Source organism: Aeribacillus sp. FSL M8-0254 (genome assembly GCF_038008845.1).
Taxonomy (GTDB): Bacteria; Bacillota; Bacilli; order Bacillales; family Aeribacillaceae; genus Aeribacillus; species Aeribacillus composti.
This window is the reverse complement of the sequence record NZ_JBBOZY010000001.1, coordinates 1,371,522-1,383,375: the sequence shown is the minus strand read 5'-3', so window position 1 is coordinate 1,383,375 and position 11,854 is coordinate 1,371,522. Positions and strand designations below refer to the sequence as shown.

The 11,854-nt window shown below is 38.4% G+C and carries 12 protein-coding genes and 1 riboswitch; of the genes, 6 read left to right on the top strand and 6 right to left on the bottom strand.

Annotated elements, in window-relative coordinates:
* Positions 1–124 precede the first annotated feature (124 nt).
* Positions 125–168: riboswitch (PreQ1 riboswitch) on the bottom strand.
* Between the two features lie 377 nt (positions 169–545).
* Both NSQ44_RS06750 and NSQ44_RS06745 read right to left on the bottom strand, forming a co-directional pair.
* Positions 546–1,283 (bottom strand): metallophosphoesterase family protein, encoded by a 738-nt coding sequence (locus tag NSQ44_RS06750; protein ID WP_340856135.1) that lies wholly within the window; start codon positions 1,281–1,283, stop codon positions 546–548.
* Between the two features lie 32 nt (positions 1,284–1,315).
* Positions 1,316–2,350 carry a YkvI family membrane protein gene (locus NSQ44_RS06745; protein ID WP_340856131.1) on the bottom strand — a complete coding sequence of 345 codons (1,035 nt, stop codon included), beginning with the start codon at positions 2,348–2,350 and terminating at the stop codon, positions 1,316–1,318.
* A 243-nt stretch (positions 2,351–2,593) separates the two neighbouring features.
* Here NSQ44_RS06745 and NSQ44_RS06740 point away from each other — a divergent pair, with 243 nt between their 5' ends.
* The 3 genes from NSQ44_RS06740 to motB all read left to right on the top strand — a co-directional run bounded on the left by NSQ44_RS06740 (position 2,594) and on the right by motB (position 6,444).
* A complete protein-coding gene (locus NSQ44_RS06740; protein WP_340856128.1) occupies positions 2,594–4,714 on the top strand; it encodes an ATP-dependent Clp protease ATP-binding subunit in 2,121 nt (706 codons plus the stop codon).
* A gap of 163 nt (positions 4,715–4,877) precedes the next feature.
* Positions 4,878–5,672, top strand: a complete 795-nt coding sequence (gene motA / locus NSQ44_RS06735; RefSeq protein WP_340856126.1) for a flagellar motor stator protein MotA — start codon at positions 4,878–4,880, stop codon at positions 5,670–5,672.
* Positions 5,665–6,444, top strand: coding sequence for a flagellar motor protein MotB (gene motB, locus NSQ44_RS06730; RefSeq protein ID WP_340856124.1), 780 nt, complete (start codon positions 5,665–5,667; stop codon positions 6,442–6,444). The genes motA and motB overlap by 8 nt, the downstream gene beginning before the upstream one ends.
* Before the next feature lie 13 nt (positions 6,445–6,457).
* Here motB and NSQ44_RS06725 read toward each other — a convergent pair whose 3' ends face one another.
* Positions 6,458–6,904 carry a MarR family winged helix-turn-helix transcriptional regulator gene (locus NSQ44_RS06725; RefSeq protein ID WP_063389362.1) on the bottom strand — a complete coding sequence of 149 codons (447 nt, stop codon included), beginning with the start codon at positions 6,902–6,904 and terminating at the stop codon, positions 6,458–6,460.
* A gap of 174 nt (positions 6,905–7,078) precedes the next feature.
* On the opposite strand from NSQ44_RS06725, the gene NSQ44_RS06720 reads away from it, so the two are divergent.
* A complete protein-coding gene (locus NSQ44_RS06720; RefSeq protein ID WP_340856122.1) occupies positions 7,079–8,566 on the top strand; it encodes an ATP-binding protein in 1,488 nt (495 codons plus the stop codon).
* Positions 8,567–8,771: 205 nt separating this feature from the next.
* Here NSQ44_RS06720 and NSQ44_RS06715 read toward each other — a convergent pair whose 3' ends face one another.
* A complete protein-coding gene (locus tag NSQ44_RS06715; RefSeq protein WP_094245532.1) occupies positions 8,772–9,224 on the bottom strand; it encodes a hypothetical protein in 453 nt (150 codons plus the stop codon).
* 88 nt (positions 9,225–9,312) lie between these two features.
* Here NSQ44_RS06715 and NSQ44_RS06710 point away from each other — a divergent pair, with 88 nt between their 5' ends.
* Positions 9,313–10,044 (top strand): ZIP family metal transporter, encoded by a 732-nt coding sequence (locus NSQ44_RS06710; RefSeq protein ID WP_340856120.1) that lies wholly within the window; start codon positions 9,313–9,315, stop codon positions 10,042–10,044.
* 22 nt (positions 10,045–10,066) lie between these two features.
* Here the strand turns inward: NSQ44_RS06710 and NSQ44_RS06705 are convergent, their stop codons facing one another.
* On the bottom strand, positions 10,067–10,315 hold the full coding sequence (locus tag NSQ44_RS06705; protein WP_340856118.1) for an aspartyl-phosphate phosphatase Spo0E family protein: 249 nt from the start codon (positions 10,313–10,315) through the stop codon (positions 10,067–10,069).
* Positions 10,316–10,733: 418 nt separating this feature from the next.
* On the bottom strand, positions 10,734–11,048 hold the full coding sequence (locus NSQ44_RS06700) for a YbjQ family protein (protein WP_094245531.1): 315 nt from the start codon (positions 11,046–11,048) through the stop codon (positions 10,734–10,736).
* A 179-nt stretch (positions 11,049–11,227) separates the two neighbouring features.
* Between NSQ44_RS06700 and NSQ44_RS06695 the strand changes: the two genes are divergently transcribed.
* Positions 11,228–11,854 carry a 5-bromo-4-chloroindolyl phosphate hydrolysis family protein gene (locus NSQ44_RS06695; protein WP_094245530.1) on the top strand — a complete coding sequence of 209 codons (627 nt, stop codon included), beginning with the start codon at positions 11,228–11,230 and terminating at the stop codon, positions 11,852–11,854.

Sequence of the window (11,854 nt, the reverse complement as noted above, 5' to 3'; positions counted from 1 at the left end):
GATGCTTCTTTTTCTGCTACAGTGGCGGAAGCAAGCTGTTCAGAAGCCTTTCGAAATCATCATAAATCTATTCAACTTCTAAACCTTTCGCAAACATTGAAAAAACTATATCCCAAGGATATAGTTTTCCTTAGTTTTTTATAGAGGGTGTGCTAGAACCTCTCCCGTTTTTTTCGAAACGGATTTTTATTCAAGTTGTATCTTATTATATCATACAGAATTGTTTATGCAAACGGCATGCTCCAACTGGAGTCACTCAAGACTTTGTGGGCAACTTTTTTAATCCCTATTTTTTGATAGCGAAATCACTTTTTTCAGGGTACTCTTTTGGTAAAAAAATCTTCTTTTTTTAAAAAGCAGGATTGAGCCGAGCGTTTGTGGGCAATTTTGTATCCTCTAAATGTAGTCCATGATCATTCTACCAGGAGCAGCCGCACTTTCTCATATTACTGCCACACTTTCCCTTTCATTTAATGAGCAATCAGAGTTCTCATTAAATGAAGGCGCTAATTTTTGCCTACAATAATTTTACTTATACCTCCGCATCATGCCTTTTCCAAGCCTCTGTAGCGTGAGGTCGTTAATTCCTGAATATACTCTTTTAGTTCCGGCATTTCTTTTTTTCTAGCTAATTGAATGGCAAGGTCAATATCATATGGAACACGTATGTGCTGAATCGAAAAAGGAGCCCTTTTCTCCGAGTTGAACATGCCTTCCAAAATGCAGTAGGATGCTTCGGGCAGGTCCAGCGGATTACCGACACTGCCTGCATTAAAAAGCGTTTTGCCGGATAAATGCTGTATAAAGGCATTATGAACATCACCGTATCCGACAACATCCGGCTCCTTCGTTCCCAAACCGGTTTCAACGCTGTTTTCAAACATGGACAATCTTTTTTCAATCGAATCCCAAGGCTGTACCCTTATCCAGACGCTGAAAGGGGATGCATGAAAAAGCCGCAGCCGGCGGCCGCTCATATAAAAATCAATGGAAAACGGGAGGCTACGCAAATATTCTATGTCTTTTTGCGACAACTGATTTTGATGCCAGCGAACGACATCGTTTACATCTTCCCTTGTAATCAGCTCGTCCCAGTTTCCTTTTAAAACAAAATCGCAGGAGCTGCGGATGATATCGATCGCTTCTTTTGATTCAGGTCCTTTTCCGACAAGATCCCCTAAACAAAAAATTCGATCTACATTTCGCAAGCTTATATCTTTCAATACAGACGACAACGCCGGAATATTCCCATGTATATCAGAAATGACCGCGATTTTATCCAAATAAACTCCTCCTTCATTTCCCTACTATTTTATCATGATTTGTTATCGTCTGGAATTTTTTTGAACATTAATAATATGAAAAAGGCAATGCTCATATACCCGAACAGCGGATAAAGCGTGGAAATGAGCTTTCCGTATCCTATCAGGCTGACTAAATAACATAATAATAGGATGAAAATGACACCAGCGATTTTTGCCAAAGGCTTTTCCGATGATAATTGCCGTTCCAAACCATACAGATTGCCGATCAACGATGAAAATATTTCTCCAAAAATAACAAGGATGTATATGTAATAAAAGCCTGAAAACAGCTGCTTGACAATTTCAGCCATTGGGATTTCAAAAAGCCCGGCGTCCGGCAAATGCAGAAGGGAGAAATAGCTGGAAAATAAAATGAAGCTTAATCCGAGACCGCCTACAACTCCGCCCAATTTAATGGCGCTTTCATCCTTTATTTCGTTTGCGAGCGGAACAAGTACAGCCTGAGCAAGAGAGAGATTAAAAGAAACATATAAAAAGCTTGATTTGACTGGTTGAAACACTCCATCCAACGATAAATCGATAAAATCACCCCTTATGATGGCTTCAATGGAGATGATCAGGCTAAACAAAATAAAAAGCGGAACAACCAATAGATTGACGGAAGACAGCCCTTTGACTCCAAACGAAATCACAGCAATGGAAAGCACAATCGTTAAAAAAATTCCAAATTGCTTTGAAAGCGACAGTTGCTCTTCAAAAATCGCCCCCGCCCCCGACAGCATGACCGATGTGATGCCAATCAGCATCATAAACATCAAGCCGTTGACTACATAAGCTGACAACGTCCCAAACAAAAATTGGTTCAACTGCAAATACGAAGATGCATTAATTCGTCTTCCGATCAACATCATTTTCGTTCCCAGCCAAACAAATAAAACGGCAGAACAAATAATTCCAACAATTCCTCCGGCGCCGTATTTTGAAAAAAACTCAACGATCTCTTTTCCCGTTGCAAACCCTGCACCGATGACAGTGCCGATATAGACAGAAGCTATTTGAAGTGCCAATACCCATTTATTGCTCATGTTTCACCCACCTTACTTTATCAACAATATATGGACAAGAAGGGAAAAAAAGACGAAAAAAATTTATAAAAAAGACTTGAAAGTCAAAAAAGGTCAAAGTATAATAAAGTCAGAAAAGGTCAAACAGTGAATCTAACTATTGAATGATTGAGATTGTCTCTTTGATTCCAAAAGGTCAAAGAAAGTCAAAGAAGTTTCTTCTTTTAGTCAAAGTTAATCAAAGTCAAAAAGGAGGAATGCTATATGTTGTGTGAAAATTGCCAAACAAGAAAAGCCAATGTTTTATTAAATGTACAAATCAATCACAACAAACAAGAAATGCGTCTCTGTCAAGAATGCTATCAACAATATAAACAAAAAATCCCAAGTGGTTTTTACGGATTCAGCGGTTTCGATGAATTATTTCAATCATTTATGCCAAACTCTTTTGAGAGCTTTGACCAAGCTGTTCAAGCACAACCGAAATCAGGGGGCGGAAAACAGAACGGCTTCCTCGATCAATTCGGCCGAAATTTAACGGATGCTGCAAAAGCTGGGTTGATTGATCCTGTCATCGGCCGCGATGATGAGGTAAGACGAGTGATTGAAATTTTAAATCGACGCAACAAAAATAACCCGGTTTTAATCGGAGAACCAGGCGTAGGGAAAACAGCTATTGTGGAAGGACTAGCCTTAAAAATTTCTCAAGGAGACGTTCCGCAAAAATTAAAAAATAAAGAAGTTTATTTGCTGGATGTTTCATCACTTGTCGCCAACACGGGAATTCGCGGACAATTTGAACAGCGGATGAAGCAGCTAATTCAAGAATTGCAAGCCCGGAAAAACATCATCCTGTTTATCGATGAAATTCATCTTTTAGTCGGCGCCGGTTCTGCGGAAGGTTCTATGGATGCCGGCAACATATTAAAGCCAGCGCTCGCCCGCGGTGAGCTTCAAGTTGTCGGAGCAACAACTCTAAAAGAATACCGGCAAATCGAAAAAGATACAGCCCTTGAACGACGCTTCCAGCCGGTTATTGTGAAAGAACCTTCCATTGAAGAAGCGATCAGCATTTTAAAAGGAATTCAAGAAAAATATGAACAATACCATCAAGTCAAATATTCAGAAGATGCGATTAAAGCTTGCGTCACACTATCTCATCGATATATTCAAGACCGCTTTTTGCCTGACAAAGCCATCGATTTAATGGATGAAGCTGGTTCAAGATTAAACTTAAAAGCCGAGCCGGCTAATGAAGCAGACATCCACGAGCGGCTTAAACAAATTGCCCATGAAAAAGAAAAAGCGCTAAAGGAAGAACGATACGAACTTGCAGCTAAGCTTCGCGACGAAGAAGCTGCCCTTGAAAAGCAGCTTGAACAAGGAAAGGACAAACAGCAAGCAATCGTTCAAGTAGAAGACATTCAAAAAATCATCGAAGAAAAAACCGGCATACCAGTCGGCAAGCTGCAAGAGGATGAGCAAGCAAAAATGAAACATTTAGAAGAAAACTTGGCGAAAAAAATTATCGGCCAAGAGGATGCTGTCCGGAAAGTGGCAAAAGCCATTCGCCGCAGCCGCGCTGGATTGAAAGCAAAAAACCGACCAATCGGATCCTTCCTGTTCGTCGGCCCGACTGGCGTTGGAAAAACGGAATTGTCGAAAACATTAGCTTTGGAGCTGTTCGGTTCAAAAGATGCCATGATTCGCTTGGATATGAGTGAATATATGGAAAAACATTCTGTTTCAAAATTAATCGGCTCGCCTCCAGGCTATGTCGGACATGAAGAAGCAGGACAATTAACGGAAAAGGTTCGTCGCAACCCTTACTGCATTATCCTGCTGGATGAAATTGAAAAAGCTCATCCAGATGTACAGCACATTTTCTTGCAAATATTAGAAGACGGACGCTTGACAGACAGCCAAGGCCGCACCGTCAGCTTCAAAGATACGGTCATTATTATGACCTCTAACGCTGGAGCAGGTGCAAAACAAGTTCACGTCGGTTTTAACAGCACGGTGGAAAAAGAATCAAGCATCCTTGAATCTCTCGGTTCATTCTTTAAGCCTGAATTTTTAAACCGTTTCGATGCCATTATTGAATTTAAACCGCTTGATAAAGAAGATTATTTGAAAATAGTTGATTTGATGCTTGAAGAAGTTCGGAACACGTTGAAAGAACAAAACATTTCATTGGACGTAACAGAAAAAGCAAAAGAAAAATTGGTAGAAATCGGCTATCATCCATCGTTCGGCGCTCGTCCGCTTCGCCGCGTCATTCAAGAACATATTGAAGACAAAATTGCAGACATCCTGTTGGACGGTGAAGTGCACAATCATTTAATCGCCGACGTAGAAAATGAAGAAATTGTTATTCGTTCATAACAGCTGCCCTAACAGTCCATTAGGGCAGTTTTTTTATTTGGGAGCAGCATCGCAAAAATCGATTCCGATGAATGTGTCGTTTATTTTTTTATCAAATATAAAATTTTCGTCTTTCTTTGTCGATATAATAATTGAATATAGAAAGAAGAAGGATTTGATGAACATGGACAAAACATCTATTATCGGCATTTTTTTAGGAATTATGGCAATTATTGTCGGCATGGTTTTAAAAGGTGTCAGTATTTCCGTTTTAATCAATCCGGCAGCTATCGTCATTATTATCATCGGAACGATTGCTGCGGTCGTTATTGCCTTTCCGACAAATGAAATTAAAAGAATACCGAAATTATTCCGCGTCTTATTTAAAGACACACAAACTTATACGATTCAAGAGTTGATTGTCCTTTTCTCTGAATGGGCGCAAATCGCAAGGAAAGAAGGATTGTTGGCGCTGGAAGCTAAGCTTCAGGAAATAGATGACCCATTTTTAAAGACCGGTTTAAGCATGGCTGTGGACGGTCAGTCTGCCGAGTTCATCCGAGATGTTATGACAGAAGAAATCAATGCAATGGAAGAGCGGCATGAAGCAGGCGCCGCCATTTTTTCTCAGGCCGGCACGTATGCTCCGACTCTTGGCGTATTAGGAGCTGTATTAGGTTTGATTGCCGCACTAGCCAATTTGGAAAATATTGAGGAGCTCGGACAATCGATCAGCGCCGCGTTCGTTGCTACTTTGCTCGGAATTTTTACAGGATATGTTTTATGGCACCCGTTTGCGAACAAACTGAAACGGAAGTCTCAGCAGGAGGTGCTCGTCCGCCAGGTGATGATCGAAGGCATTCTATCCATTTTAGAAGGACAGGCACCGCGGACGATTCAGCAAAAATTGGCATTTTATCTTCCTGAAAAAGAGCGGGCAAAGATTTCTGATGAAGGAAGTGTTGCGTCCGATGCGTAGCAGAAAAAAAAACCGCAATGATCATCATACAGATGAAAGCTGGCTTATTCCCTATGCCGATATTTTAACCCTTTTGCTTGCGCTCTTTATCGTTCTATTTGCTCTCAGTTCCATAGATGCCCAAAAATTTGAACGTTTAGCAAGAGCTTTCAATTCCAATTTTGACGGAGGCATAAGCGTTTTAGAATATCCGAGCCCTCTACCACAACAAGAAATGGAAAACATCGAAGAAAACAAGCAAAATGGAAAAGTGCAAAATGAGCCTCATGACAATGATGAATCGGGAAACAGCGATCAAGAGGAATTAGCGGAAGTTCAAAATCGGTTTAATCAATACATTGAAGAAAACAACTTGAAAAACAATATTAAAACATCACTAAACGAAGAGGGTTTGTTAATCACGATTCGGGACGATATATTGTTTGATTCGGGCAGCGCCAAAGTGAGAAAAAAAGATGAAATTTTGGCTACTGACATTGCCAAAATGCTCGCCATGGACAGTACCCGCAACGTGGTTATCAGCGGACATACAGACAATGTACCGATTCATAATTCAAACTTTGATTCAAACTGGCATTTAAGTGTTATGAGAGCCGTAAATGTGATGAAAATTATTTTAGAAAACAAAAATCTCGACCCAAGCAAGTTCAGTGCGAAAGGATACGGCGAATACAAACCCGTTGCTTCCAATGATACAGCAGAAGGAAGACAAAAAAACAGACGGGTGGAAATTCTAATTCTTCCAAACAATAAAAAAGCGGAGCCGAATTAAGCCGGTTCCGCTTTCATTTTTCTTTCGCATGGTACCCTACTTTTTTTAATAGATTAATCGCTGTTTCCTTCTCATCTTCTGTCAAAATATTCACGATCGAATCAATCATCTCTTGATGAGAAGGAAAGATTTCTTCAATCCATTTTCTCCCCTTTTCCGTTATTGCCGCATATGTGACACGGCGGTCTTTAGGGCATGCTTTTCGAACTAACAGCCCTTTTTGCTCTAATTTATCAATAACATACGTAATGCTGCCGCTAGCTAAAAGAATTTTTCCGCCGATTTGTTGAAGTGGCTGATCTCCTTTATGATACAAAAGCTCTAAAACGGCAAATTCCGTTAAGTTTAATCCATATGATTGAATGTGCTTGCTAACTTGATCATTCATTGCGCGATAAGCACGTGAAAGAACGATAAAAAATTTTAGAGATTTTTCAATACTGCTGTTTTCCTTAGCCAACTTTCATCATTCCTTTAGTATTTCAATGTCTTGAATTATAATAGTGAAACTTCTCATTATTGTCAATCACTGCATAGAAAATTTCAGAATAAAAAAACTTTTTTTAACCCCGATCTTCTTTCAAAAGATCATGCTATAATAAAAAGGTTGATGAAAAAGAAGGAGTTTAAAGAAATGCTGGACTTAACACATCGCCATAAGGTTTTGCTTTACATTTTGATCGTAATCCTGCCCACTTTTCTGATTTCGTTTATCATATGGGAAAAACAAAAAAATATTCTCTTTTCGAAACATGAAAAAGAAGCCGTATATATGCTAGACATTCATCAAAGTCAAATTGACCGCTTAATCTCGGAAACAAAAACGAGAATGGAAACAATGGCGTTATTCATAGATCAAGAAAATAATCCAAACCAAATTCAAAGAGCTCTAAAAGAAACCCTACAACAAGAACCCCGCTTTACCGGCCTTTATATCGCAAATGCAGACGGAACAATAAAAATCGGCACTCAACCCGTTTCATTACATCATGACATCTCTTCGGAAAAATGTTTTCAATCTGCACTCGCAACAAAAAAGACTGCTATTTCAGAAGTTCACGATAAAAAGCTTATCACGATCTGCACCCCGATTGTAAATCAGCAAAAAGATGTAAATGGCGTTTTATACGCCACATTAAGCATAAACTATATACAAAATATTATGAATGTACTGAGCCCAGATTTATATATCGTGGTGAGCGACACGAAGAACAACTTTCTTTTCAGTGCAGGCGAAAAAGAAAAGGACGCTTCCGAAAAATCTGTTCAAACTGATATTACCCAGCTTCCATGGGTGCTGAAAGCGTCGATCGCTCCGGTCAAGCCGTTGGAAATCTCTCAAGTTGTTTTAACTTATGCCGCCATTGTATACATTTTTTTTAATATTATTTTTTTGTTGATCCAATATTATTTGCTGAAACGTAAAGCAAGATTGGAAGAAGAAAAAATTAAAGCGCAAAAGCTTGAACTGGTCGGTACTCTCGCTGCCAGCACAGCGCATGAAATCCGAAATCCTTTAACTGGAATTAGCGGTTTTATTCAACTGTTAAAGAAAAAATATCAGTCAGAAGAAGATCAGCATTATTTTTCCGTCATTGAAAAAGAGATCGACCGAATCAATGAAATTGTGAGCGAATTTCTCGTTCTCGGAAAACCAACCGCTCATAAACACAAACTGTACGACTTAAATCAGATTATCGACGAAGTCATGCCGATCATTAAATCGGAAATCAATCTCCATCGAACAAATTTTCAAGTTCATATGGATCGGCATAATCCTATTCGGATTTATTGTACAAAAAATCATATTAAACAAGCTTTGTTAAATTTAACGAAAAATGCTTTAGAAGCAATGGACATGAACGGATCTTTAGAATTGATTGTCAAAAAAGAAGCAAATCTTGCAGTTATCAAAGTGATCGATACAGGGAAGGGGATTCCTGAAAAAATGATGGAAAAAATTTTTGACCCATTTTTTACGATGAAAGACAGCGGCACCGGACTTGGACTGGCAATATGCAAACGCATTGTCGATATGTATGGCGGCACCATTGAGATTGAAAGCAAATTGAATGTCGGCACAACCGTGACGATAAAGCTGCCGCTATCAAATAAAAGCTGAAGCTCGATGTGATTCGTAACTAGGCGAAAAATAGCCTTCTTGTTCTAATGTAAGCCGCATCTAAAAATGCTTGATGATGCATTTGATGCAGGATTGGTAGAAACCGATGAAAGCGACGGTTTCTACCTTCTTTTATCTATTTTTGAATCAAAAACCGATTAGAGGATCGGGGCTAAAAAATACTGAGTCGTAGCCAATCATTTTCTTATGATGAATGATATCTTGACATGCGGCTTCCGCTTTTTCCTTTTCTTCCTTTTTGAGAACGTGTTTTTCCCATTATTTTTACTGCACCTTTATAAACGATATAAATGCTCAAAAAAGCGAAGAACAGAGCGAGAAATCCCCATAGTCCTTGCACTATATCTTCAAATTCCATATTTCCTCTATTCGTTATTTTTTGTTGAATCTCAATGGCAAACACTATGACAACTAGTACGGTCATTGTATAAATAAACGATATACATAAAATGCCGAATTTTGCTATATATTTAAATACCACATGTGTAATGAAAAAGATAACCATGCCGAAAATGCCGATGATCCAAAAATGCAGCTGTTTATCTGTTAATTGAAAACCAGCCATTTCTACTAAATGGATAATATTGTCATGAAAATCATTAATCAATTCAACAATGAACAAGAGCGCTTCTTTCATATAAAATCTCCTTCTATTGATAAAATAACAAATCTATTATAAAACATTATTATCAAAATTTATTTTTTCTGAAAAGGGGTACGATTTTATGTACGACGTATATATTGGGAGTTTTTTATCAGCAATGTCTACAAGTTTAGGGGCTGTCCCGATTCTTTTTTTGCAAAAAACGATTAAACATAGAGGAAGAGATTTATTATTAGCATTCAGCGCTGGAATTATGATGGCTGCTTCCATGAGGGGGTTGATACCTGAAGCATTAGCAAACGGAAATATAATGAAAATGTGCATCGGATTAATACTTGGAGTGCTTATATTAACAATTTTAGAGAAAAATATTCCTCACATTGAACTGGAGCATACAAAAGAAGGAATACAATTTGACGAAAAAGCATTGCTCATTATCTCGGCAATCACCTTACATAATCTCCCCGAGGGTCTATCTGTCGGAGTAAGTTATGCCTCAGAGAAACAAGATTTAGGTCATCTAATTGCTCTTGCAATCGGGCTGCAAAATGCACCAGAAGGCTTATTAGTTGCGCTTTTTTTAATCAATCAGAACATTTCCCGCATCAAAGCCTTTTTCATTGCAACGTTGACAGGAGCGATCGAGATTGTCACATCTCTAATAGGGTTTTATTTAACAACATTTGTTGAATCTTTAGTTTCTTACGGTCTTGCTTTTGCTGCAGGAGCAATGCTTTTTATCATTTATAAAGAATTGATTCCGGAAAGCCACGGCGATGGTCATGAATTGACTTCGACATATTCTTTTATTTTCGGAATTTTATTTATGGTTGTGCTGACTGAACTTTTTTAAGCTTGTCAAATATGTGTTTTCTTTATTTTTCAACCGTTGCAACAAAAGGATTTGTTAATGTCCATTTCATAGGGTGGAAAATCGATTGATTTTTCTCATCGCTGCTTACCATTTGCTGGTATTTGTTTAAAAGCTTGTCCAGTTCTTGGCTCAGCTCAATCGTCTCTTTGCTGTTCATACCGTTTACTTGAGCCATCTCAATCATTTTTTGCCTTTTTATTATGATTTCTATGAACAGCTTTTCTTTGCCCAGCTCTTCTTCCGTTGCCATTTCTCATATCCTCCTTCCAAATCTCGCGGTCTAAAGACACGCACTCGGTTATTATTACAGATTCTACTATTTTTGTAAATAGATTCGCAAATTTAGACAATATTTTTACACAAGTATTTGACAATCCTCTTTAATATTTACGTAAGGAGGATTGTCAAAACATTCATACAGTCATAAAAAGCTTATCCAAAAGCCTTTTTAAAAGAAAAAATTCGACTTCTTTTTTACTCGCTGACAACAGACCAAAGCTTATTGCCTCAATAACCGCTGCCGTTTTATAGGTCGAAGGACAATATTTGAGCAATGATAAGATGCTTGTTTTCTATTTAAAATATTGTCGGAAATTTCTTTCCTTTCATTAAGAAAAGCTGCGCTTATTTCTATCCTCACAATGACAAGCCTAAAAAACAGCGCAATTTTATCGGATTTTTACAGCTGTTCCAGTTGCTACAACCATCATCATCCCATCTCGTAATGTTTCAAAGTCAAGATCCACTCCAATCACAGCATTGGCTCCCAGATTTTTAGCTTTCGCTGTCATTTCTTCAATAGCTACTTCCCTTCCTTCTGAAAGCTTGCTTTCATATGCGCCGCTCCTGCCGCCGACAATATCCGTAATGCCTGCCAAAAAATCGCGGACAATGTTTGCCCCAAGAATGGTTGTACCGCTGACAATCCCCAAGTATTCTTCAATTTCCTTTCCTTGCAAAGAATTGGTTGTTGTAATAATCATGGATTTCCCTCCATTATTTATTTTTGTACTTTATTACGTTTGAAAAAACGTTTCGTTCCATTCCGATTCACAAATCATTCTACTTTTTCTCTAAATTGTAGTAAAATTGTAGTAAAAAGCGAAACCTTGCTTTCCGTTTGTTCGTAAATTTATTAAACAATGCTGACAGGGGTAGGATCATGAAATCGATATTCTTGTTTTTCATAAGAAGTTTTATTGCTGTTTGTTCGATGTCTGTTCTTTGGTTTGCCTTGTTTTTAGGATTTGACCAAGCTTTCATTCAATCGTCTTTGTATGCTGTTGCAGGCGGTATTATCGTCTATTATATCACCAAATGGCTGCAAAAAAGAAATTGGCTGAAGCAAAACGGATTGACAGCCAGTGAATACAAATATGTACAGGAAAATTTAAAAGAAGCAAGACAAAAAATTGCCCGACTGCAGCGCACCTTATTTAGAGCCCGATCGCTCGGAACGATTCAGCAGCTAGTCGAAGCAATCAGGCTTTCCAAACGTATATATCATGTCGTTGAAAAGGAGCCGAAACGCTTCTATCAAGGCGAATCATTCTTTTTCTATCATTTAGATTCTTGCGTGGAGCTTGCAGAAAAGTATACGTTTCTTTCCGCCCAGCCGATCCGCGATCAGAACGTTAAATCATCATTGGAAGAAACGAAACAGATGTTGAATCAAATTTGCGAATCATTGGAGAAAGATTTAATCACCGTTTTATCGAATGATATCGACCATCTTCAATTTGAATTAAATGTTGCGAAAAAACAAACAACGAAATGGAAAGATAGGTGA

Bases quoted from the DNA above. Each gene is read 5' to 3' on its own strand.
- motA (WP_340856126.1), top strand. From the start codon at position 4,878: ATGGACAAAACATCTATTATCGGCATTTTTTTAGGAATTATGGCAATT.
- NSQ44_RS06715 (WP_094245532.1), bottom strand. From the start codon at position 9,224: ATGAAAGAAGCGCTCTTGTTCATTGTTGAATTGATTAATGATTTTCAT.
- NSQ44_RS06695 (WP_094245530.1), top strand. From the start codon at position 11,228: ATGAAATCGATATTCTTGTTTTTCATAAGAAGTTTTATTGCTGTTTGT.
- NSQ44_RS06710 (WP_340856120.1), top strand. From the start codon at position 9,313: ATGTACGACGTATATATTGGGAGTTTTTTATCAGCAATGTCTACAAGT.
- NSQ44_RS06700 (WP_094245531.1), bottom strand. From the start codon at position 11,048: ATGATTATTACAACAACCAATTCTTTGCAAGGAAAGGAAATTGAAGAA.
- NSQ44_RS06745 (WP_340856131.1), bottom strand. From the start codon at position 2,350: ATGAGCAATAAATGGGTATTGGCACTTCAAATAGCTTCTGTCTATATC.
- motB (WP_340856124.1), top strand. From the start codon at position 5,665: ATGCGTAGCAGAAAAAAAAACCGCAATGATCATCATACAGATGAAAGC.
- NSQ44_RS06740 (WP_340856128.1), top strand. From the start codon at position 2,594: ATGTTGTGTGAAAATTGCCAAACAAGAAAAGCCAATGTTTTATTAAAT.
- NSQ44_RS06720 (WP_340856122.1), top strand. From the start codon at position 7,079: ATGCTGGACTTAACACATCGCCATAAGGTTTTGCTTTACATTTTGATC.
- NSQ44_RS06705 (WP_340856118.1), bottom strand. From the start codon at position 10,315: ATGGCAACGGAAGAAGAGCTGGGCAAAGAAAAGCTGTTCATAGAAATC.